Origin of the sequence: Pseudoalteromonas gelatinilytica (assembly GCF_001641615.1) — a bacterium.
Classification (GTDB): Bacteria; Pseudomonadota; Gammaproteobacteria; order Enterobacterales; family Alteromonadaceae; genus Pseudoalteromonas; species Pseudoalteromonas gelatinilytica.
Window position 1 is genome coordinate 365,857 of sequence record NZ_LRRU01000018.1, and the last position, 21,281, is coordinate 387,137.

The 21,281-nt window shown below is 41.6% G+C and carries 23 protein-coding genes; 14 read left to right on the forward strand and 9 right to left on the reverse strand.

The window, feature by feature from the left end:
* Window position 1: 1 nt before the first annotated feature.
* On the reverse strand, window positions 2-649 hold the full coding sequence (locus tag NH153_RS10275) for an energy transducer TonB (protein WP_063703445.1): 648 nt from the start codon (window positions 647-649) through the stop codon (window positions 2-4).
* 106 nt (window positions 650-755) lie between these two features.
* Here NH153_RS10275 and NH153_RS10280 point away from each other — a divergent pair, with 106 nt between their 5' ends.
* Both NH153_RS10280 and NH153_RS10285 read left to right on the forward strand, forming a co-directional pair.
* Window positions 756-1,262 carry a DUF3087 domain-containing protein gene (locus tag NH153_RS10280; RefSeq protein WP_063703447.1) on the forward strand — a complete coding sequence of 169 codons (507 nt, stop codon included), beginning with the start codon at window positions 756-758 and terminating at the stop codon, window positions 1,260-1,262.
* Between the two features lie 9 nt (window positions 1,263-1,271).
* The gene (locus tag NH153_RS10285; protein ID WP_063703449.1) at window positions 1,272-1,721 is read left to right on the forward strand and encodes a low molecular weight protein-tyrosine-phosphatase; all 450 of its coding nucleotides are present in this window, start codon (window positions 1,272-1,274) and stop codon (window positions 1,719-1,721) included.
* A gap of 26 nt (window positions 1,722-1,747) precedes the next feature.
* On the opposite strand, the gene NH153_RS10290 is transcribed toward NH153_RS10285, so the two are convergent.
* Window positions 1,748-2,821, reverse strand: coding sequence for a TonB family protein (locus tag NH153_RS10290; protein WP_063703451.1), 1,074 nt, complete (start codon window positions 2,819-2,821; stop codon window positions 1,748-1,750).
* A gap of 556 nt (window positions 2,822-3,377) precedes the next feature.
* On the opposite strand from NH153_RS10290, the gene NH153_RS10295 reads away from it, so the two are divergent.
* The 6 genes from NH153_RS10295 (at window position 3,378) to csrA (ending at window position 9,456) form a co-directional block, all read left to right on the forward strand.
* Complete coding sequence (locus NH153_RS10295; protein ID WP_054551277.1) at window positions 3,378-4,004, forward strand: GTP cyclohydrolase II; 627 nt, start codon at window positions 3,378-3,380, stop codon at window positions 4,002-4,004.
* A gap of 78 nt (window positions 4,005-4,082) precedes the next feature.
* On the forward strand, window positions 4,083-4,877 hold the full coding sequence (locus tag NH153_RS10300; protein WP_063703454.1) for a BPSS1780 family membrane protein: 795 nt from the start codon (window positions 4,083-4,085) through the stop codon (window positions 4,875-4,877).
* The gene (locus NH153_RS10305; RefSeq protein WP_063703456.1) at window positions 4,877-5,329 is read left to right on the forward strand and encodes a regulatory protein RecX; all 453 of its coding nucleotides are present in this window, start codon (window positions 4,877-4,879) and stop codon (window positions 5,327-5,329) included. The genes NH153_RS10300 and NH153_RS10305 overlap by 1 nt, the downstream gene beginning before the upstream one ends.
* A 17-nt stretch (window positions 5,330-5,346) precedes the next feature.
* The gene (alaS, locus tag NH153_RS10310; protein ID WP_063703458.1) at window positions 5,347-7,947 is read left to right on the forward strand and encodes an alanine--tRNA ligase; all 2,601 of its coding nucleotides are present in this window, start codon (window positions 5,347-5,349) and stop codon (window positions 7,945-7,947) included.
* 6 nt (window positions 7,948-7,953) lie between these two features.
* On the forward strand, window positions 7,954-9,171 hold the full coding sequence (locus NH153_RS10315; RefSeq protein ID WP_054551281.1) for an aspartate kinase: 1,218 nt from the start codon (window positions 7,954-7,956) through the stop codon (window positions 9,169-9,171).
* Between the two features lie 93 nt (window positions 9,172-9,264).
* Window positions 9,265-9,456 carry a carbon storage regulator CsrA gene (csrA, locus tag NH153_RS10320; RefSeq protein WP_036970495.1) on the forward strand — a complete coding sequence of 64 codons (192 nt, stop codon included), beginning with the start codon at window positions 9,265-9,267 and terminating at the stop codon, window positions 9,454-9,456.
* A gap of 27 nt (window positions 9,457-9,483) precedes the next feature.
* Here the strand turns inward: csrA and NH153_RS10325 are convergent, their stop codons facing one another.
* A complete protein-coding gene (locus NH153_RS10325; protein WP_063703460.1) occupies window positions 9,484-9,951 on the reverse strand; it encodes a YcxB family protein in 468 nt (155 codons plus the stop codon).
* Between the two features lie 124 nt (window positions 9,952-10,075).
* On the opposite strand from NH153_RS10325, the gene NH153_RS10330 reads away from it, so the two are divergent.
* A complete protein-coding gene (locus tag NH153_RS10330; protein ID WP_063703462.1) occupies window positions 10,076-10,999 on the forward strand; it encodes a hypothetical protein in 924 nt (307 codons plus the stop codon).
* Window positions 11,000-11,451: 452 nt separating this feature from the next.
* On the opposite strand, the gene NH153_RS10335 is transcribed toward NH153_RS10330, so the two are convergent.
* Entirely contained in the window at window positions 11,452-11,643 is a 192-nt protein-coding gene (locus NH153_RS10335) for a hypothetical protein (protein WP_063703464.1), read from the reverse strand.
* Between the two features lie 51 nt (window positions 11,644-11,694).
* Window positions 11,695-11,868 (reverse strand): DUF1328 domain-containing protein, encoded by a 174-nt coding sequence (locus tag NH153_RS21510; RefSeq protein ID WP_064971747.1) that lies wholly within the window; start codon window positions 11,866-11,868, stop codon window positions 11,695-11,697.
* 534 nt (window positions 11,869-12,402) lie between these two features.
* On the opposite strand from NH153_RS21510, the gene NH153_RS10340 reads away from it, so the two are divergent.
* The 4 genes from NH153_RS10340 (at window position 12,403) to NH153_RS10355 (ending at window position 15,863) form a co-directional block, all read left to right on the forward strand.
* The gene (locus NH153_RS10340) at window positions 12,403-12,651 is read left to right on the forward strand and encodes an OadG family protein (protein WP_063703466.1); all 249 of its coding nucleotides are present in this window, start codon (window positions 12,403-12,405) and stop codon (window positions 12,649-12,651) included.
* A 15-nt stretch (window positions 12,652-12,666) separates the two neighbouring features.
* Window positions 12,667-14,439 carry a sodium-extruding oxaloacetate decarboxylase subunit alpha gene (gene oadA / locus NH153_RS10345; RefSeq protein ID WP_063703468.1) on the forward strand — a complete coding sequence of 591 codons (1,773 nt, stop codon included), beginning with the start codon at window positions 12,667-12,669 and terminating at the stop codon, window positions 14,437-14,439.
* Between the two features lie 10 nt (window positions 14,440-14,449).
* Window positions 14,450-15,580 carry a sodium ion-translocating decarboxylase subunit beta gene (locus NH153_RS10350; RefSeq protein ID WP_063703471.1) on the forward strand — a complete coding sequence of 377 codons (1,131 nt, stop codon included), beginning with the start codon at window positions 14,450-14,452 and terminating at the stop codon, window positions 15,578-15,580.
* A gap of 103 nt (window positions 15,581-15,683) precedes the next feature.
* Window positions 15,684-15,863 carry a hypothetical protein gene (locus tag NH153_RS10355; RefSeq protein WP_063703473.1) on the forward strand — a complete coding sequence of 60 codons (180 nt, stop codon included), beginning with the start codon at window positions 15,684-15,686 and terminating at the stop codon, window positions 15,861-15,863.
* A 64-nt stretch (window positions 15,864-15,927) separates the two neighbouring features.
* Here NH153_RS10355 and NH153_RS10360 read toward each other — a convergent pair whose 3' ends face one another.
* Window positions 15,928-17,244, reverse strand: coding sequence for a peptidoglycan DD-metalloendopeptidase family protein (locus NH153_RS10360; protein ID WP_063703475.1), 1,317 nt, complete (start codon window positions 17,242-17,244; stop codon window positions 15,928-15,930).
* Window positions 17,245-17,642: 398 nt separating this feature from the next.
* Here NH153_RS10360 and tyrS point away from each other — a divergent pair, with 398 nt between their 5' ends.
* Entirely contained in the window at window positions 17,643-18,842 is a 1,200-nt protein-coding gene (tyrS, locus tag NH153_RS10365; RefSeq protein ID WP_063703477.1) for a tyrosine--tRNA ligase, read from the forward strand.
* Window positions 18,843-18,900: 58 nt separating this feature from the next.
* On the opposite strand, the gene NH153_RS10370 is transcribed toward tyrS, so the two are convergent.
* The 3 genes from NH153_RS10370 to NH153_RS10380 form a co-directional block, all read right to left on the reverse strand.
* A complete protein-coding gene (locus tag NH153_RS10370; protein WP_063703479.1) occupies window positions 18,901-19,851 on the reverse strand; it encodes a cobalamin biosynthesis protein CobD/CbiB in 951 nt (316 codons plus the stop codon).
* Between the two features lies 1 nt (window position 19,852).
* Window positions 19,853-20,560: a 5'-methylthioadenosine/S-adenosylhomocysteine nucleosidase gene (gene mtnN / locus NH153_RS10375; RefSeq protein WP_063703481.1), complete on the reverse strand. Its 708-nt coding sequence runs from the start codon at window positions 20,558-20,560 to the stop codon at window positions 19,853-19,855.
* A gap of 103 nt (window positions 20,561-20,663) precedes the next feature.
* Window positions 20,664-21,257, reverse strand: a complete 594-nt coding sequence (locus NH153_RS10380) for a DUF2726 domain-containing protein (protein WP_063703483.1) — start codon at window positions 21,255-21,257, stop codon at window positions 20,664-20,666.
* Window positions 21,258-21,281: the final 24 nt, after the last annotated feature.

Genomic DNA, 21,281 nt, shown 5'->3' on the forward strand with positions numbered 1-21,281 from the left:
GTTATCCATCTATTTTAAAATCAAGTTGAACGCTTTGGTTTGTTTGTAATTGTGCCACACCTTCAACAACTTTAGGGCGATATTTCCAACGTTTAATCGCGCGAATTGCTTCACGGTCAAATACCCGTTTAGGCTCAGCATCAATAATAACAGGGTCAATCACTTCGCCTGTCGGTGAAATACTAAAGCTAATTTGCACCCAGCCTTCAATGCCATCGCGAGCTGCTACCGGAGGGTATTTAGGGTTTATACGTACAATAGGTGTCGCATCTCCCGTTGGTTGATTAATGCTTTTGCTAAGCGTGTCGCCAATGTTATCGAATGTCATCGTTGGTGTTAAATCCGCAACTATAACAGTGTCGGTCGTATCAATGGTTGGGCGCGGTGGTACTTTTGGTGGCATTTTAGCAACTGGCGGTGGCGGCAGTGTTTGCTTTACTTGCACTTTTGAGTCTTCTGGTACTTCATAAATTTCAACCGTGATATCAGGGCCTGTTTTTACATCGGCTCTTTGCTCAGCAGAAATTAAGTACTGCATAAATGCAAATGCTGCAAAGGTCATGACACCGCCGCCAATAATTGCTGCGGTTGTCTTTAAAGCAGCATTGCTGTTATTCAAGCTTGCTGAGTTTAGTGGTAAAGTATGCATAGCCGTTCCTCTTAGGATAATTGCTTTCATAGCTAAAACGGCTGGCAAATAAAAAAGGGGTGAAATTTTTTTCACTTTTTATTTTTCACAAGTTTTTTAGGTTGTTATGAAACTTATTCAAATAGATAAAGCCCGTTACCGCAAACATTTAAATCAAGTGATTATTGCTTGTGTAATTGGTCTAGCCGTTGGTAGTTTAGCCATTTCACAAACGTTAATAGCGTTATTTCCTGACCCAAGCGGTAGCCATTTTCATTGGAACCTACTAGGTGTTGTTGTATGTAGTTTGCTGGTGGGCTTTGTGCTTAATAAATACCGCAATCATGATTACATGACTGAAATTGTCTATGTGTGGGAGCTTAAAAAAGCACTTAATAAAATCACCCGTAAAATGCCAAAGTTAAAAGCAGCAGGGCGTGAGGGCAATGCAGATGCTTTATTAGCAATTCATTACAGCTATGCGGGATCACGTTTGTTATGGCAACTTGATGACAACACTATTACCATGGATGAGTTGGCAATTAAGCAGGCAGAGCTTGATAGTGTTGCAGATAAATACAATCTCTCGCTTGATGCAGAACGTTATGATGAGTCAATCTTAAAGCAATTTTAAGGACGAATAATGAAAAAGGTTTTGATTGTATGCTTAGGCAATATCTGCCGCTCACCTACCGCTGAGGCGGTACTTCGTAGCCGTGCCAAGGCATTGGGTGTCAATGTTAAAGTTGATTCTGCTGGCACCATTGGCTATCACCAAGGTAATCCACCAGATTCACGTTCAAAAGCAGCAGCCGAAAAGCGCGGTTATAGCTTTAAAGGAATTTATTCACGACCTGTGACTCAAGCTGATTTTTATGAGTTTGACTTAATTCTCGCAGCCGACAAGCAAAATCTTGCTGATTTACAAGCCCAGTGCCCAGAGCACTTACAATATAAGTTGTCGCTGTTTTTAAGTCATGGTGATGCAGGGGAGAGCGAGATCCCCGATCCCTATTATGGTGGCGATCAAGGTTTCGAAAAGGTACTCGATTTAATTGAGGACGCAGCCGATAACCTGCTTAAAAAGCTATAAAAAGGGTCGCATTGCGACCCTGTTATTTATCTTTTTATTTTAAAGTCTAATTGCACCCGAGAAGTTGCAGCAATGGCTTGACCATTTTCAAACTTAGGCGCATAACGCCATTTTTTCATTGCTTTTACTGCTTCTCTTTCAAATGCAGTACCACCTTCAGAGTCAACCACAGTTATGTTGTCTACAAAGCCTGACGGGGTTACTTCAAATTCCATCACGACAATGCCGTCTTCCATACGTTGTGCTTTTGACATTGGATATTTTGGCGGCACACGGTACAACGGCTCTTGTTCTTGGCTTTCTTTCCAAGGCACCATTTTCGCAATTGCTAAACAATGTTTGGTTGCTTCGTCGCTTTTACCTGTTTTTTCGTATAAGTGAACCAACTTCGAATGGGCGTTTAATTCGGTTTGATGATCAAAGTCTAGCTCTTGATCAAATACGCTAACTACGTGATTCAACCGCTCAATAGCGGTGCTGTATTTACGTTGGTTTTCTGCGAATGCGGCAACTAAAAAGTCAGCGCTAATACGATCGACAGCGTTATTCGGTAAGTTTTCTTGGTAGTACTTATCGGCTTCTTCAAGATATTTCTTTGCTGTGTAATAGCGCTCGCCAGTTCCTTTGTAAGCAAGGATACGAGCAGCGGTCATTTTTGCATCAGCAACAAGCTTGTCTGAGTTTTGTTTTTCAGCAATAGCAATGACATCATCAAGATACGTATCAGCGCGCTTAGCAGAGGCAGTTGATTCTGCCATGCCGATTAATGAATCATACACTTGCACACTTAGCTTGCCGTGGTTTTTTTCGAGTATTTCGTAGGCTGTGCGATATAACTCAAAGCTTTGTTCTTGTTCACTTTTAGCAAGGCTGTTTGCATAGTTAATAGCCAGGTTGGCAGTGTTGTCAGCGTTTTCACCATAAATCTCTTTGCCAAGCTCAAACGCTTTTTTGGCAAATTCACTGCTGTCTTGCTTATTTTCTACAGCGGCGACATAAGCGCGGTAGGTGTCGTTAAATTCTTGGGTGGTCGTTTCATTGGCAATGCTTTGCTGACTTAATAGTAGTGTAATGCATAAGGCAAGTGAGCTCTTTTTCATAATATTCCTTATTATTTTGCCCAGAGAAGAGGAGATTAATACTTGTTGATGATAATTATTATCATCATTAGGTGCAAGGTATCAAATTGCATGCGATGAGTCACTGTTAAACTTTAAGGTACGTAGTGTGATTCATTGTACTTTTGATTGGCAGAACTGGGTTGGCTTTGTAGCAGGGCGCTGCAAATTAGCACGAAGGCTTTTTTCATAATATTCCCTATTATTATTGTTGTTTTTATTAACGGTTTGAAAAAGGTTTACTGCTTTATTTAGATTAAACTAATCTATTTTATCGAATCGATTAAATGCTCATTTGTAGCAATTTGTTGCAATTCAATAAGCTAGGTACAAAGTGAGGGCGTTTATCGTGTTTGCTGAGCGCAGTTTATGCGTGGCGCAAAGCTCGTATCTTGGGGTGGTTTGAGTGTATAATACTTGAATTGCTGGTAACTGCCTCAATATTAGTTATCACTCGTCGTATGTTGCATCCTTACAACCTTCAAGCTGTTGTAATCACATTTGCAGTATCGCATTTATTTTTAAATTTGGATTTGTCGTGGCGCAAGTAAGAGCAAGAGTCCAGCTAAATGTTGGCAAAAACAGTGATATCCCTGCAGAAATCGTATCTTTCAGTGGCTTAAATGATGGCCAAGAGCATGTTGCTTTAGTGTTTAATCAAGCTGACACTGAGCAAGACGTACCTTTAATTCGAATGCATTCAGAGTGTTTAACGGGTGATGTATTTCACTCATCACGTTGTGATTGTGGTGAACAGTTAAATGAGTGTATCGAGATGATGCACCAACAAGGCGGTATTTTACTGTATTTACGCCAAGAGGGCCGTGGCATTGGTTTATACAATAAAATTGATGCTTACGTATTGCAGTCGCAAGGCATGAATACCTACGAAGCAAATAACCACTTGGGCTTTGCTGATGATTTACGTGACTTTTCAGACGCGGTATTAATGTTAGAAGCACTCAATCAAAAGCATGTTAAGTTAATGACTAACAACCCAAATAAGCTTAAAGCACTGCGTGATGCGGGTATTGAAGTTGATTCAGTGGTTGGCACTCATGCACACATTAAAGCGGGTGTGGTAGGTAACCGAGCTTACCTCGAAACAAAAATCAAACATGGCTCGCACATGCTTGATATTAAAAAAATTAAAAAGCCTGAATAAATTTCACAACAGGTGACTATAAACCAGCGACGCACCCAGTTATACTCGGTGCGTTTTGTCGTTATTGAATGAGAAACTATGTCGATCGAAGTTCGTGTTTTTAAAGCCAATGCAGGCGTAAAGTGGTTCAAAGCTGGCTGGGAAATCTTTAAGCTGCAACCCTTCACTTTTATTTTAATGCATCTGTTAATTGGTATTATTGGCTTTTTGTCTTTATTGCTACCTGTATTACAAGTGGTGGGTGCATTTGTTGCTCCTTTTTTGATGGCTGGTTTTTATCAAGCCGTATTAACAAAACAGCAAGGCGGAACTATCAGCCAAGCTGATATTTTTAAGCCATTTAGTAACAAAGGAAATCGTATTGGTTTAGTACGTGTGGCTGTGTACCAGATGGCGGCAGGTATTTTATTAGCCTTACTTTCTAATTTTATTTTTGCTGATGCCTATGCGGTTATTTCGAGCCAAACATTTGATCCGCAAAATCAAACCCATATTGCCGATTTATTAGCAACCATCTCAATGGGCCAAGTGGCAGTATTTTTATTGGCAATCAGCATTTATTTAACCGCGTTTGCTTATGCAATTCCGCTGGTTTATTTTCAAAAGCAGAGCAACATGTTGCAGGTTTTAAAAACGTCGTTCATGGTGTTTTATCATAATATGGCGCCATTGAGTGTTTATGGCTTAATTTGCGCGATTTTAATGGTGATCTGTATTCCTTTATCGTTTATTCCTCTATTGGTTTTAATGCCAATTTGTTACATTAGCTTCTTTGTGTCTTTTCAGGCTATTTTTATGCCGGTTGTGCCAAAAGGTGATGACCAAACAAAAGCACCTGAAGCGCAGTCACAATCAGGACGCTTTGACGCGTAATGGATGATAAAGAACAAAAGTTAAAGAATTACGTACTTTGGTTATTGTCTCGACAAGATTATTCGCGTCGAGATTTAACGCGAAAGTTACAGCAAAAAGAGGCGACACCTGAGTTTACAGAGCGCTTGTTAGATTGGTGTGAATCACACAACTTTATTAACGAACAGCGTTACTGCGAAGGGTTTGTACGCCGCCATTTAGCTAAGTATCATGGTGCGAAACGCATTCAAAGCGAAGCAATGGCAAAAGGGATAGACCGAGCATTATTAGATAAGACGCTCGAAGAGTTCGAAATCGATTGGTTTGAACTCGCAAAGGACGCATATTTAAAGAAGTTTTCAAATTCAGGTAAAGAACTCGACCAGAAAGAAAAAGCGAAACGTGTACGCTACTTGATGTATCGAGGCTTTAATTACGAACAAATTGATTTTGCAATGCAAGCACAGCAATAAACGGGTGAGATTTTCACATGCAGCATATGACTACCGCACAGATCAGGCAACAGTTCTTAGACTTTTTTGCCTCTAAACAACACCAAATTGTTCCTTCAAGCTCGCTGATCCCGGGTAACGATGCCACGTTATTATTCAATAACGCCGGTATGGTGCAATTTAAAGATGTATTTTTAGGTGCGGAAAGCCGCCCTTACTCGCGTGCAACCAGTTCACAACGTTGTGTACGTGCAGGCGGTAAACATAACGACCTTGAAAACGTAGGTTACACAGCGCGTCACCATACATTCTTCGAAATGTTAGGTAACTTCAGCTTTGGTGATTACTTCAAGCAAGACGCAATTAAATTTGCGTGGGAATTTTTAACTGAAGTAGTGAAACTACCGCAAGAAAAGCTACTGGTAACCATTTACCATGATGACGAAGATGCCTTCAACATTTGGCATAAAGAAGTGGGTCTAAGTGAAGACCGCATTATTCGCATTGCAACTAGCGATAACTTCTGGTCAATGGGTGATACAGGTCCGTGTGGTCCATGTTCTGAAATCTTTTACGATCACGGTGAGCACATTTGGGGTGGTCCTCCAGGTTCACCAGAAGAAGACGGTGATCGTTTCATCGAGATCTGGAACTTAGTATTCATGCAGTTTAACCGCCATGCTGACGGTACAATGGAGCCGCTTCCTAAGCAGTCTGTTGATACAGGTATGGGTCTTGAGCGTATCTCTGCAATTTTACAAGGCGTTCACTCAAACTACGAAATCGATTTATTCCAAGCACTTATTGCTGCTGCGGCTAAAGTAACGAATGCACAAGATTTAGATGATAAATCGTTACGCGTTGTGGCTGACCACATTCGTTCGTGTGCGTTCTTAGTGTCTGACGGCGTCATGCCATCAAACGAAGGCCGTGGTTATGTACTACGTCGTATTATTCGTCGTGCAGTTCGTCACGGTAACAAGCTAGGCGCGAAAGGTGCATTCTTCTATAAGCTAGTTGCTGCGCTAATTGAGCAAATGGGTCAAGCGTACCCAGAGCTTGCTAAGCAACAAGAAATTATCGAAAAAGTACTGCGTATTGAAGAAGAGCAGTTTGGTAAAACACTTGAGCGTGGTCTGGCTATTTTAGAAGAAAGCCTAACTGACATCGAAGGCGATGTGATCCCAGGTGACTTAGTATTTAAACTTTACGACACTTACGGTTTCCCAGCTGACTTAACGGCAGACGTGGCGCGTGAGCGTTTCATGACGATTGATGAGCATGGCTTTCAAGAGTGTATGGCTGTTCAGCGTAAGCAAGCACAGCAAGCGGGTAAGTTTGGTGCAGATTACAACCAACAACTTAAGTCTGAAAAACACACAGACTTTAAAGGTTACGATGCAGAGCATTACACAGGTACTGTTGTTGAGCTTTTCTCAGAAGGTCAATCGGTTTCTGTACTTGAAGATGGTCAAGAAGGTATCGCAATCTTAGACCGCACACCGTTCTATGCTGAATCTGGTGGTCAAGTTGGTGACACAGGTGTGTTAAAAGTCGCTGGTGGTGAGTTTGTAGTGACTAACACTACTAAGCTTGGTAATGCATTTGCACACCATGGTCGTGTTCAAGGTCGCATTGGTACAAACGACAAAGCAGAGGCAACAATTGATGCAGCACGTCGCGATAGCATCAAGAAAAACCACACTGCAACGCATATCTTGCATGAAACATTACGCCAAATTTTAGGTGAGCACGTAAGTCAAAAAGGCTCACTAGTTGACCCTGAACGTTTACGTTTTGACTTCTCACACTTTGAAGCGGTAACAAAAGACGAATTACGTCAAATCGAGCGCGCGGTAAACGATGAAATCCGTCGTAACTTTGCGCTTGAAACTGAGCTAATGGCTATCGAAGATGCAAAAGCAAAAGGTGCGATGGCATTATTCGGTGAAAAATACGACGACGAAGTGCGCGTAGTAACCATTGGTGATTACTCAATCGAGCTATGTGGTGGTACTCACGTTAAGCGTGCTGGTGATATCGGTTTATTTAAAATCGTATCAGAAAGCGGTATCGCTGCCGGTATCCGCCGTATTGAAGCGGTAACGGGTGCTGAAGCAGTTGCTTATGTAAGTGAGCAAGAGCAACAGTTAAATGATGTTGCAGCGCTAGTTAAAGGTGATAGCAGCACAGTGCTTGAAAAAGTAACTGCGTTACTTGAGAAATCAAAAGGCCTTGAGAAGCAAATTGCACAGCTTAACGACAAGCTAGCAAGTGCGGCAGGTGCATCGTTACTTGACTCTGTTGTTGAAGTGAACGGTATTAAACTGCTGGTTGCTGATGTTGCAGGTACTGAGTCTAAAGCACTACGTGGCATGGTTGATGACCTGAAAACGAAGATTGGTTCAGGTGTTATTGCCCTTGGTGTAGCTAATGGCGATAAAGTAAGCCTAATTGCAGGTGTAACTAAAGACCTAACAGGTAAAGTGAAAGCCGGTGAGCTTGTAAATCACATGGCTGCACAAGTAGGCGGTAAGGGCGGTGGTCGTCCTGATATGGCGCAAGCAGGTGGTACTCAGCCAGAGAACCTTGCAGCAGCCTTAGAAAGTGTAACTGGTTGGTTAACTGAGCGTTCTTAATCACTAGTGGCACTTATCGTCCAAAAATTCGGTGGCACCTCAGTTGGCTCAATAGAGCGAATTGAGGCCGTCGCCGACCTTGTTGTAAAAACCAAGCAGCAAGGCCATCAAGTTGTGGTGGTGCTCTCGGCGATGTCGGGAGAGACTAACCGTCTAATTGAACTCGCTAAACAAATCGATTCTCGACCTAGTGCTCGTGAGCTTGATGTGTTGCTAACCACCGGTGAGCAAGTGTCAGTCTCTTTACTCGCAATGGCTATTATTAAACGTGGTCACTCAGCGGTAAGCTTACTTGCTGATCAGGTCAACATTCGCACCGATAATATGTTTGGCAAAGCACGTATTGAAGAGATTGCTGCGACTCGCCTTAAGCATGAACTTGAGCATAACCGGATTGCTATTATAGCGGGCTTTCAGGGCCGCGATATTGAAGGCAATATCACTACGCTTGGTCGCGGTGGTACAGATACTTCTGCGGTTGAGATTGCAGGTGCTATCAATGCGGATGAATGTCAGATTTACACCGATGTTGATGGGGTATACACGACCGACCCGCGTATTGAACCAAATGCGCGACGTATGAGCCATGTCACTTTCGAAGAAATGCTCGAAATGGCCAGTCTTGGGGCTAAGGTTCTGCATATTCGTAGTGTTGAAGCCGCAGGAAAATATAATATACCGCTCAGAGTGTTATCGAGTTTTAACCCGGATCAAGGGACCTTGATCAGTTTTGAGGAGCCGGATGTGCAAGCAAACATTGTGTCGGGTATCGCCTTTAATCGTGACGAAAGTTTGATTTACGTCAATGGCGTGCACCAAGGAACGGAAAACCTTGCAAAAATTTTGAAACTTTTTGCAGAATTCGGCATCGAAATAGATATGATTAATCAAGTTAATCATAACTTTGAAAAAATAGACTATGCTTTTACTGTGCACACGAATGATTTTGAGCAAGCGCTTGAAATTTTGACCAGTAACCAAGATGGTATCAGCGCAGAATCTATTAAAGGGATAAGCAATGTTGCCAAGGTGTCTGCAGTAGGTGTAGGGATGAAATCTCACTCTGGTGTGGCAAGTTTATTTTTTAATGCCCTTGCCGATGAAAACATCAAAGTGATGCTTGTATCGACATCAGAAATAAAGATATCAGTTTTAATTGACGAAAAGTATTTAGAACTGGCTGTACGTGCGCTACACAAAGTTTTTTTAACTGAAAATGAATAAGATCTAGAGTTTTTACTTACTTTTAAGTCTAGATTTCATTAGAATGTTTTTGACGCGGAATCTTTTAATTTTTTGGAACATGGGAGCAATAGAATGCTAATACTAACTCGTAGAGTAGGTGAAACCCTTATGATCGGTGACGAAGTAACAGTTACTGTTCTTGGTGTTAAAGGAAATCAAGTTCGCATTGGTGTAAATGCACCGAAAGATGTATCAGTACATCGTGAAGAAATCTACATGCGAATCCAAGCAGAGAAATCTAACCCAAATCCGGGCAACGTTTAATCAGCGACAGATATTTTTAAGAGCCACTCACTGAGTGGCTCTTTTATTTAGTTCAGCTGTAATTTCATCATTTAGCGCTTGTTTAGAAATATATTGCATACCGCGCTGCGCTTTTAAAATAAAACCTCGCTCAGTTTCAATAATCTCACTAATCTGTTGCCAGCTTAATTGGTAACTTTTATGCGGGTTTTCGGCCTTCACCCCTTCATCATCAAACACGATAGTCACTTCGCTACCTGATGCTCGACTCATCATTTGTCTTGCGACCCACCATGGCCGCTTGTAATAAAACGATAAGCACTCAACGACAGCAAGCATAATCATAAAGCTGCCCAGATAATGATTCTCTAATTGATAAAAAGCTAATAAGCCTAAGGTTATTAACAATACCAACAGCGGGTATTTAGGCTTAGCTTGTGATGAATAAGGTAGAGACTCATCAAAGCATTCGTAATAATACGGTTTATCTAATGTGTAAGTTGTACTTAATGTCATTCGGGGACTCACTTAATCGACTGGCAGCAGTTTAACATTGATAGAAAAAAACTGCCGCAGTTGGTTTTCATTTAGTTGTCATTATGAGAGCTTAAGGTATCTGTATTTTTTAGGTGTAAGTTGTATGTTTGTTAGTTCAATGTCATTAGCACTAGCAATGACCACAAATACTTTTTTAGTTATGGGCGATATGCCATACACCCCGATTGATGAAATTAATCTCGCCAAAGATGGAAAAATTACTAAAGCAATCGCAGCAACACCCCATGGCTTTTTAATGCACCTTGGTGATATGAAATCGGGAGCACTTGCTTGCACCAATAAGCTTTTGCAAACCAATAAAGCGTTATTAACATCGCTGACTACAGAGCCTTTTATTTACACCCCAGGTGATAATGAATGGACCGATTGCGATCGAGAAAAGCTATCGGTGCGTTTTGATGAGCTTGAACGGCTAAGCTTTGTTAAAGGCTTGATGTTCGACGATGCTTATACAAAAAATGCACAGCAACTACAGGGTTATGCCACACAGGCTGAAATGCTAGAAAATGCTCGTTGGCAGTTTGATGACATTGAATTTCGTACTTTGCATATACCGGGCACTTTTAACGGCCGCTCGCAAATTTTAAAAAGTGACAAAAACGCAGCACTTGATGCCGCTGACAAACGTGATAAGTACAACTTAACTTGGTTAAAGCAAGCACTTGTTCATCAGGATGCTAAGGCCTATGTGTTTGGCTTTCAAGCTGACATTTACCATCCAACCAGTAAACCCGCTTGCAGCGAATCACAGCGCAGCGATTGTGATGCCTTTAAAGTGTACCGTGATGCTATCAGCGACTTCGCAAAGCACACCACAAAGCCTGTGCTCGTGATGCATGGCGATACCGGCCCATATTGTCAGCAGCAGCTAGCGAGTAACTTAACGCGCTTAAATGTCCCCGGTGATTTTGCCGTTAGCGATGTAGCTAAGGTGAGTTTTAATGACGGCCAGTGGCATATAGCGAGTGTAACGACAAACGAGCCCCTCACTAAGGTTTGTGAGTAATAACGTAGGTTAGAGCGGAGCGAAACCCAACAAGTTAGCGAGTTTCTAGGGGAAAGAGTAAAGTTGCGAGCTTCTAGGGAGAGGAGCTATTAGCTTTCAGCCGTCAGCTATCAGATAAAACAAATAAGTTAGCGAGTTTCAAGGGGAAAGAGTAAAGTTAGCGAGCTTGAGGTAGCAGCGGTTTAGGTTTAACCACGCGTAGGCGTGAAATTTATTTCGCGCGATGTTTCTTAAATCTACGTGACGTAGGGTAGAGCGGAGCGAAACCCAACAAGTTAGCGAGTTTCTAGGGGAAAGGGTAAAGTTAGCAAGCTACTTGACACAAGCAGCTTGCAGCCTAAAGTCGCTAACTCGCTAACTCGCTAACTCGCTAACTCGCTAACTCGCTAACTCGCTAACTCGCATACACAAAAAAGCGGCACTTTGCCGCTTTTCTTAATTAAGGTGTGTTATTAGCAGTTAGTTTCTTTTGCGTTAACACCTTCTTTTACTTCTTCACATGCATCTTCAACTGCATTTTGTGTATCAGTAATTGCTTCGTCAATACGTTCGCCAGCTTCTTCAGCGGTGTTGTCTTCACAACCCATAATAAATAAACCTGAAAATAGGGCGATAGTTGCGGCTTTTAAAGTTGAATTTTTCATAATGAAATTCCTTGTAAATTTAAAATAAAGTAAGTGGTTATCTGCTTTTAACTACTTAGGGACACTGCCTCTAAGTGCTCCTGATACCAGCGAAATAACAAGTAATACTAAAAATATAAAAAAGATAATCTTAGCGATGCCTGCAGCGGCTCCTGCGATACCGCCAAAACCTAACACTGCTGCGATTAACGCGATAACTAAAAAAGTAATTGTCCAGCGTAACATAGTGGTCTCCTTGGCTATTTAAATTTTCTTAAGTTCGATGTAACTAAAGCGAGTTCTGTGCCAGAAGGTTTATTTCTTAAATTTCAGTTGCTTATGTGTTTTTGTTGTAATTGGCAGGGTTCATCATTTGGTAACTTTTACGAGTAAGCATGTAACTTATTCATAGTGATATTTTTTCATATTGAGCTGCATGAGAAAAATGAAAGAAAGCACTAAAAATGGTAAGACCAATTTAACTTTGTTTTGTGTGGTTAGCTCTAACGCCTTGTTGTGTGTGGTTTTTAGTCATTTTGTTGCTATTAATTAATAGTTCAGCATATAACGCTTGGCTATATTGACTATTTATATCATCTATAACGGGGCTTTAAATGCGTGAATAGTGGGGTGTTAATTATATGTGTGTCATGTTATTTTAAATTTAATTGGTTTTACCAATTTACAATAGTGCTATGCAAATTGATTTTCTTTGTTATCATTGGTGCATAATTATTTAACAAAAATGACTTTTTATTATAAGTAAGCGAGGGGAGTCGTATGGATATAGGTGGATTACTCACCACTGCGGCCAGTTTGATGGTGACAGGCATGGTTGGCGTGTTTGTTTTTCTGAGCATTTTGATTTCTGCGGTGATCTTAATGTCGAAAGTCGTGGGTCGATTCGACGATCCTGCAACTGCAGAACCTACGCGAACAGCAAAAATTCAACCTCAACAGGGTGTGCCACAGGCACATATTGCAGCTATCAGCGCTGCAATTGCTCAATTTCGAAATAAACAAAAATAACGGGGCAGCTCAAACATGGCTAAATTAAAACTAACCGAATTAGTATTGCGTGACGCACACCAGTCTCTTTTGGCAACGCGTATGCGCTTAGACGACATGTTACCCATGGCAGAAAAACTCGATAATGCGGGTTATTGGTCTATTGAATCATGGGGTGGTGCAACGTTTGACTCGTGTATCCGTTATTTAGGTGAAGATCCTTGGCAACGTATTCGCGAGCTAAAAGCTGCAATGCCAAACACTAAGCAGCAAATGTTACTGCGCGGGCAAAACCTTTTAGGCTACCGCCATTATGCTGATGATGTAGTCGAAAAGTTTGTTGAGCGAGCTCATAAAAACGGTGTTGATGTATTCCGTATTTTCGATGCGATGAACGATGTACGTAACCTTGAAACCGCGATTAAAGCAGCGGTAAAAGTAGGTGCACACGCTCAAGGTACAATTTCATACACAGTAAGCCCAGTGCATACACTTGATATGTGGCTGAAACTTGCTAAGCAACTAGAAGATCTTGGTTGCCATTCAATTTGTATCAAAGATATGGCGGGTTTACTTAAGCCATACGATTGTGAGCAGTTGATCAAAGGCTTAAAAGAAACCGTGTCTATTCCTATTGCGATGCAATGCCATGCGACCACAGGTTTAAGCACTGCAACATACCAAAAAGCAATCGATGCGGGTATCGATATGCTTGATACAGCTATTTCGTCAATGAGTATGACTTATGGTCATAGCGCCACAGAAACCATAGTTTCAATTGTTGAAGGCACAGAGCGAGATACTGGTCTTGATTTAAACCAATTGGAAGAAATTGCTGCTTATTTCCGTGATGTTCGTAAAAAGTATGCCGCTTTTGAAGGTAGCCTTAAAGGCGTTGATGGTCGTATCTTATTAGCGCAAGTACCGGGCGGCATGTTAACTAACATGGAAAACCAGCTTAAAGAGCAAGGTGCAGCTGATAAGCTTGACCAAGTGTTACTTGAGATCCCACGTGTTCGTGAAGATTTAGGTTATATCCCACTTGTTACACCGACCTCACAGATTGTCGGTACTCAAGCAGTACTAAATGTACTAACTGGCGAGCGTTACAAAACCATCACAAAAGAAACAGCGGGTGTGCTGAAAGGTGAATATGGTGCAACACCAGCGCCTATGAATAAAGAGTTGCAAGAGCGAGTACTTGAGGGCGCTGAAGCAATTACGTGCCGCCCTGCTGATAAGCTAGAGCCTGAGCTTGAGAAGCTAGAAGCAGAGTTATTAAGCGAAGCTAAAGAGCAAGGCTTAGAGCTTGCTGATGATGTGATTGATGATGTACTTACTTATGCATTGTTCCCACAAATTGGCCTTAAATTTATTAAAAACCGCAACAACCCAGATGCATTTGAAGCAATTCCAACGGGTGAAGTTGCTAAACCTGAAGCAACTCCTGCTGCTTCAAGCCCTGTAAAAGCAGAGCAGTACAGCGTTAAAGTTGATGGTAAAGTTTACGATGTCGTCGTAGCGCAAGGTGGTGAGCTTAAAGAAGTAACCCTAAAAGACAGTGAGTTAATTCCTCAGTCGGCGTCAGCGTCAGCGGGCGAAACACTCAATGCACCGTTGGCAGGTAATATTTTCAAAGTGAAAGTGAAACCAGGTCAAACCGTTAACGAAGGTGATGTGGTTATCATTATGGAAGCGATGAAAATGGAAACTGAAATTCGCGCCGCACACTCAGGTACAGTTGCAGAAGTATTAGTGGCAGAGGGCGACTCTGTTGCCACTGGCGATGCGCTAATCGCGCTGGCATAGGAGACAGAGGATGGATGGTGTTTTAAACCTCTGGCATGCCACGGGTATTGCTAACTTTACTTTTCCGGCATTGATCATGATTGCGGTTGGTTGCTTGCTGCTCTATTTAGCAATCGCCCGTAACTTTGAGCCACTGTTGTTATTACCGATTGGTTTTGGAGCTATTTTAACTAATATTCCAGTAGCTGGGTTATCTGAGCCGGGCGGCCTTTTGTATTACGTGTACCATATTGGGATCGACTCTGGGGTATTCCCACTTTTGATCTTTATGGGAGTAGGGGCGCTGACTGACTTTAGTGCCTTAATCGCTAATCCGCGTATGTTGCTGTTAGGTGCGGCTGCGCAATTTGGTATTTTCGCAACTTTATTTGGTGCAATACTGCTTAACTATATTCCTGGCTTTGAATTTACACTACAAGACGCATCGGCAATTGCCATTATTGGTGGGGCAGATGGTCCAACAGCTATTTTCTTAGCATCTAAGCTAGCACCTGATTTACTGGGGGCGATTGCTGTAGCAGCTTATTCTTATATGGCGCTAGTGCCAATTATTCAGCCGCCAATTATGCGTGCACTAACAACGCAAGAAGAGCGCGAAATTCAAATGCCGCAACTTCGTGCCGTATCGAAAAAAGAGAAAATTGTTTTTCCGTTAATGGTGCTTAGTTTAACCATCTTGTTTTTACCTGCAGCAACACCGCTGGTCGGTATGTTCTGCTTAGGTAACTTGATGCGTGAATCGGGCGTGGTTGATCGTTTAAGCAATAGTGCACAAAACGAAATCATCAACATTACCACTATTTTCTTAGGCTTAGCGGTAGGCTCAAAGCTTGCGGCAGATAAGTTCTTAACCGTAGAAACGATTGGTATTTTGGTATTAGGTGCTCTGGCCTTTGCAATTGGTACAGCATCAGGGGTGTTTATGGCGAAGGGCCTAAATAAATTCTCTAAATCGCCAATCAACCCATTAGTAGGTGCAGCGGGTGTATCAGCGGTACCAATGGCCGCACGGGTGGTTAATAAGGTAGGCCTTGAGAGCAACCCGCATAACTTCTTGTTGATGCATGCCATGGGACCAAATGTAGCAGGGGTATTAGGAAGTGCAGTTGCAGCAGGTATTCTGTTAGCAATTGTTGGCTAAGTCGTTTTACTTCCAACCGACTGGCGCAGTAATTTTACTGCGCTTTTTTTTGCCTTCAATTTAGGTATAGTGAACCTTAATATTTTACAAGAAAGGAAGCCTAGTGAATGTATTTGTGATTTTGCTGTGTTTGTTTGTGGCGTTAGTGATTTTGGTGCCACTGCTTGAAAAGTACAGCGCTAGAACGGGGCTTGATAAAGCAACTAAATACGCCAAGTATGTTTGGCCCTTGGTGATGATTTCGTTAGTTATACAGCTTATCTATGTACTGCTTTGGAAGTAGTAAAATTAAAGATATTAAAAAAGCCGCTGCAGTTTCCTGGAGCGGCTTTTTTGATATTAGAAGCTTACTTATTTAACGCTAATTGCAATTCGCGGTTGCGTTGTAATTGCGCTAAGAAGTTATCAGCAATCGGTTTAAACTTAGCTAATTCATCGCGCGGAAGTGGCTCTGATTTAGGAAGTTTGACCGTTTTCGGGTTACGGTGTACACCGTTTACTAAGAATTCATAGTGTAAGTGTGGGCCAGTTACGCGACCTGTCGCACCAACAGTACCAATCTTCTGACCTTGTTTTACTTTCTGGCCAGTTTTAACCATTTTCTTATCTAAGTGTAAGTACTTAGTCACATACTGAGTGCCATGGCTAATAAATACATAGTTACCATTGTATTTGCTGTAACCTGCTTTAATTACTTTACCGTTACCCGATGACACAACAGGCGTACCTGTACGCGCTGCGTAATCGATACCGTTGTGAGGTTTTACTGTTTTAGTAACTGGGTGCAAACGGCGAGGGTTAAAGCTCGAACTAATATACTTAAAGTTAACTGGCGCACGTAAGAAAGCTTTTTTCATGCTGCGGCCTTCAGGCGTATAGAAATTACCATCGGTATGACGAATAGCAGTGTAACGCTCACCCTGGTTAATAAACTCTGCGGCAATAATTTTACCATCGCCAATGTATTCACCATCAACATAGTGAGCTTCGTAAATAAGACCAAATTGGTCACCTTTACGAATGTCATTAGCAAAGTCGACATCCCAACCAAAGATGTCAGCAAAATTCATAATTTGACGCTCGCTTAAACCTGCGGCAATACCCGAAGTCCAAAAGCTATTTGTGATCTCACCACCGGCAGATTTGCTCAGTGTTTCAATCTCTTTGCTATCGATAGAGGTGTCGTAGTTACCTTCGTCATTTAAGGTAACGTATAAGGTATCTGTTTTTGAAATCACATAACGAAGCTGCGCTAAAGAGCCATCTTCAGCGGTTGCAAAGCTTAAAATTTCGCCTGGGTGAATTTTTGTTAACTTACGTGTTTCAGCGTTGGTATTAACTAGTTTGTGTAATGTTTGCGCTGAGAAACCCGCACGTTTAAAGATAAGTGCTAAATTATCGCCATTACGTACTTCATGGTCGATAAGCTCGTATTCTGGAAGTTTTGCTGCTGCTTGCTCCGAATTCAGCTCAGTTAGTTTTTCGTTATCATCAACTTTAACTTGCAATTCGTAGCGTTTGCCAATTTCAAGTGCGTTAGCACTGTTATCCTTTGATGCGGTGGCTTTTTCAGAAGGCAATAATGCCAAGCCGACAATAGCAGAAACCAAACCGAGAATGAGCAGTTTGTGTTTTTTGGGAAGTTTGTGCACTACGTGAACCATATCGTGCCTTTTCTGCTGTCAAGAAATTTAAATACTAATATCGCAGGATATACCTAAAATAGAGCAAATACCAGTGTTTTGTAGATTTAAACTGGCGTAAATTTACGCTAGAATTGGCCTGCGCGTTAAACTTTTTTGGTTAAAATTGCAACAGATGCATTGGCTTAAACTAAATCAACATTAGTTAACTAAAGTACCTTCATTAAATTGCAATAACGCGGTATAAAGAACAATCATGCGCGCTGCCTTCAGGGCTGTTTCTTAAACTATTTAAGTTAGGCTTTTTTCTAGTGTCGCTTTTTGGTGCTAACTAGCTAAATTTTAAAGTTTTTAGCTCTATTTTTATAACCCTGACAGGCCACCACGCCCCGGTAGCTGAATTTTTGGAGTAATACACAGTGGATTTACAAACCGCTCTAGCTGAGATAAAACGCGGTGCAGAAGAGATATTAATTGAAGACGAATTAGTCGAAAAGCTAAAGTCTGGTAAGAAACTTAAGATCAAAGCGGGTTTCGATCCAACTGCGCCTGATCTGCATTTAGGCCACACAGTTCTTATCAACAAAATGAAGACCTTCCAAGACCTAGGTCATGAAGTGATTTTCTTAATCGGTGATTTCACCGGTATGATTGGTGATCCAACGGGTAAAAACGTTACACGTAAGCCATTAACTCGTGAAGATGTATTAGCTAACGCTGAAACATATAAAGAGCAAGTATTTAAAATTCTTGATCCTGCAAAAACGACTGTTGCATTCAACTCTACGTGGATGGAGAACTTAGGTGCAGCAGGTATGATTAAACTGGCTGCGCGTCAAACAGTAGCACGTATGCTAGAACGTGATGACTTTAAAAAGCGTTATGCCGGCGGTCAATCAATTGCGATCCACGAATTTTTATATCCACTGGTACAAGGTTGGGACTCAGTTGCATTAGAAGCTGATGTTGAGCTTGGCGGTACAGACCAACGCTTTAACCTATTAATGGGTCGTGAATTACAAAAAGACGAAGGCCAAAAGCCACAAACAGTACTCATGATGCCACTGCTTGAAGGTACTGACGGCGTTCAAAAAATGTCTAAGTCATTAGGTAACTACATTGGTATTACTGATGAGCCAAACGACATGTTTGGTAAAGTTATGTCTATCAGCGATGAGCTAATGTGGCGTTACTACGATTTATTAAGTGCATTATCAATCGAAGAGATTGCTGCACTTAAACAACGTGTTGCTGATGGTGCAAACCCGCGCGACATTAAAATTGAATTAGCAAAAGAACTGATTGCACGTTTCCACAGTGAAGACGCTGCTGAAGGTGCACATCAAGATTTCATCAAGCGTTTCCAAAAAAATGCATTGCCAGATGAGATCCCAGAAGTAACAGTAACTATTGCTGAAGACACTGTGTTCATCACTAATTTATTAAAAGAAGCTAACCTTGTAGCAAGTACATCAGAAGCTATGCGTATGATTAAACAAGGCGCTGTAAAGATTAATGGTGAAGAAAAAGTAACGGATACTAAGCTTGAAGTTGCTAAAGGCACAACACAGATTTACCAAGTTGGTAAACGTAAGTTTGCTAAAATCACCTTAGCTTAATTAAGTAAGTTAATTAGTATAAAAAAACCAGCTGCGGCTGGTTTTTTTGTGCTTTTTCTCAGCTAATAAACAGCGTAGCGACTTCAATGGCGATGATAAGCAGTAACCAAAATGCTTTCGCTTGATTTAAACGATTCACTAAAGCGGGAATATCTTCGGCATTTGGTAGGCGGTCAGTACCGACGCGCATTTTATTAAAGCGCTCACCTTGGTATAGGGCTGGGCCGCCTAACTGCACTTGCAAGGCAGCCGATGTAACACTTAACAGCCACCCTGTATTGGTTTGATAAAAGTGTCTGCCATAGTGCTTAATATAATGAATGCTCTGCTTGCTGGCATTGGTTGCCGCAATAGTTAATGCAACTAACCGAATGGGTAACCACTCCAATACAAATAGTAACTTAGCAATGGTCGTTAAAAACGGGTTGTTTGGCTTACGATTCTTACGCCATGCTTGATGCATTAATGTGAGTAAGCGATAAACCAAAGCAAGGATAGCGCCGCCAAGCAGATAAAAGAATATAACGGCAAAATAATGCCGCGCACTTTGCAAAACGAGCGATTCCATGGTTGCTTTACAAATGCCTGGGGCAGATAAACGTGATACATCACGGGCAACAAGGCTAGCTACTAGCTCTCTGGCGGTGGCTTTTTGATTGAGCTTAAGTAGCCTTGCAATACGTAATGACTTCTTCTCTTGAGCGCGGCTACTGAGTAACAAATATAAAATTAAGCCATTTAATAACTCGGGGTAAAAGGCAAACTCTAAAAAAAGTACAACCAAGGTGACTATAACTAAAACAGTGAAGCTAAAAGCCAAAGTTGAGGCTAAATATTGATAACTTTTGGGGTTCGCGGGGCTGTATAAACGCTCGCCGAGGGCAGAGAAAATAACGCTTAAAAAGGTATTCGGATGATACCAACTTACCAAAGGAAAAAAGCGCTCAGCAAAGAGCGCTACAAAAAATACAATAATGTCCAAATGGTTTTGAACAATATTTGCAATCACCTTATAAACTCACCGACGTCAGTTTCTCTAAAAGAGCAACAACCATTTTAGATGAGTTGATAGATGCAGTTTCGATATACTCTTCAAATGATTGCGGCGACTCTTTGCCAGCAATGTCAGACATTGAACGAATAACAACAAATGGTGTTTCTAGCACGTGACAAGCCTGTGCAATTGCTGCGCCTTCCATTTCTACTGCAAGCATTGTTGGGAATTCAGCGCGTGTTTTTTCAATTCGTACTGGGTCACACATGAATGAATCACCAGTACAAATAAGGCCAATCATGGTTTTAACATCACTGATTTGGCTAACACTTTGCTCTGCTGCTTCAATTAGTTTAGGGTGTGCAGCAAAGCCAGCTGGCATTTGTGGTACTTGGCCGATTTCGTAACCGAATGCAGTAACGTCTACGTCATGGTGGCGTACTTCTGAAGAAATAACGACATCGCCCACATTTAATGATGGCTCAAAACCACCTGCAGAACCTGTGTTGATCACACAATCAGGGCTGAAGTTATCGATTAGCAGTGTAGTTGCAACAGCAGAGGCTACTTTACCAATACCAGATTGAACTAAAGTAACTTTGTTACCTGCTAATTCACCCGTGTAAAATGTAAAACCAGCTTTAGTCATGATGCTTGGGTTTGCCATCGCTTCGCGTAAGATTTTTACTTCTGGCTCCATCGCGCCAATAATACCAACGTGCATAATATTTGATTCCTTAGGTTGAATAGGGGGATTATACCTAAAAATGTCTAAAACAAACAAAAAAGCAGACCTTAAAGTCTGCTTTTGCCAAATTTATGACGGGCTATATTTCAGCAAGCGCCGTTGAGTGTGCTTTTGCTTGAGATGGTGATAATACAGCAGGTTTTGTTACGCGGTTACGCGAAGGTCTAATTGGTGCTGCTGCAGGTTTACCAAGTTTAAACATGATAGCGTCACGCACTTCTCTTGGTTGATAGCCAGATTTTACTTTCATACGAATATGCGGAATACCGGCAGCTTCTAATGCGCCACTTACAAACCAATCACGCTGTGCCTTGTGGCCGTCGCGGTTGGTGTTATTTACTAAATCAACAGCAGCAACAATGGTGAGTTTGTCTTTGTCGATGAGTACATAGTCGAGCTGTTTATTTTTGGCTTTTGCCATTGCTGCGCGCTTAGCTTTAACAGATAAGCCTTGCTTACAGTCAATTAAATCAATGAGTTTAACGCGGCTAACAATTTTATATTGATCACCAACAGCGCGTTCAAGAAGATGTAAAAATGCACTCTCCACTTGCGTAAAAACAGTTTGTTTACGAGTGAAAGGGTAAGGGTTTCCGCCTTCATCGGTAAACTTTGACGCAACAACAGAGGCTACTACGACTAAAACTAAAATTGATAATAAAGCGAATTCCATACGGTAACTCCACAACAACAAATT

Excerpts from the sequence above, each read along its gene's own strand:
- NH153_RS10275 (WP_063703445.1), bottom strand. The coding sequence starts at position 649 with ATGCATACTTTACCACTAAACTCAGCAAGCTTGAATAACAGCAATGCT.
- NH153_RS10280 (WP_063703447.1), top strand. The coding sequence starts at position 756 with ATGAAACTTATTCAAATAGATAAAGCCCGTTACCGCAAACATTTAAAT.
- NH153_RS10285 (WP_063703449.1), top strand. The coding sequence starts at position 1,272 with ATGAAAAAGGTTTTGATTGTATGCTTAGGCAATATCTGCCGCTCACCT.
- NH153_RS10290 (WP_063703451.1), bottom strand. The coding sequence starts at position 2,821 with ATGAAAAAGAGCTCACTTGCCTTATGCATTACACTACTATTAAGTCAG.
- NH153_RS10300 (WP_063703454.1), top strand. The coding sequence starts at position 4,083 with ATGTCGATCGAAGTTCGTGTTTTTAAAGCCAATGCAGGCGTAAAGTGG.
- NH153_RS10305 (WP_063703456.1), top strand. The coding sequence starts at position 4,877 with ATGGATGATAAAGAACAAAAGTTAAAGAATTACGTACTTTGGTTATTG.
- alaS (WP_063703458.1), top strand. The coding sequence starts at position 5,347 with ATGCAGCATATGACTACCGCACAGATCAGGCAACAGTTCTTAGACTTT.
- csrA (WP_036970495.1), top strand. The coding sequence starts at position 9,265 with ATGCTAATACTAACTCGTAGAGTAGGTGAAACCCTTATGATCGGTGAC.
- NH153_RS10325 (WP_063703460.1), bottom strand. The coding sequence starts at position 9,951 with ATGACATTAAGTACAACTTACACATTAGATAAACCGTATTATTACGAA.
- NH153_RS10330 (WP_063703462.1), top strand. The coding sequence starts at position 10,076 with ATGTTTGTTAGTTCAATGTCATTAGCACTAGCAATGACCACAAATACT.
- NH153_RS10335 (WP_063703464.1), bottom strand. The coding sequence starts at position 11,643 with ATGAAAAATTCAACTTTAAAAGCCGCAACTATCGCCCTATTTTCAGGT.
- NH153_RS21510 (WP_064971747.1), bottom strand. The coding sequence starts at position 11,868 with ATGTTACGCTGGACAATTACTTTTTTAGTTATCGCGTTAATCGCAGCA.
- NH153_RS10340 (WP_063703466.1), top strand. The coding sequence starts at position 12,403 with ATGGATATAGGTGGATTACTCACCACTGCGGCCAGTTTGATGGTGACA.
- oadA (WP_063703468.1), top strand. The coding sequence starts at position 12,667 with ATGGCTAAATTAAAACTAACCGAATTAGTATTGCGTGACGCACACCAG.
- NH153_RS10350 (WP_063703471.1), top strand. The coding sequence starts at position 14,450 with ATGGATGGTGTTTTAAACCTCTGGCATGCCACGGGTATTGCTAACTTT.
- NH153_RS10360 (WP_063703475.1), bottom strand. The coding sequence starts at position 17,244 with ATGGTTCACGTAGTGCACAAACTTCCCAAAAAACACAAACTGCTCATT.
- mtnN (WP_063703481.1), bottom strand. The coding sequence starts at position 20,560 with ATGCACGTTGGTATTATTGGCGCGATGGAGCCAGAAGTAAAAATCTTA.
- NH153_RS10380 (WP_063703483.1), bottom strand. The coding sequence starts at position 21,257 with ATGGAATTCGCTTTATTATCAATTTTAGTTTTAGTCGTAGTAGCCTCT.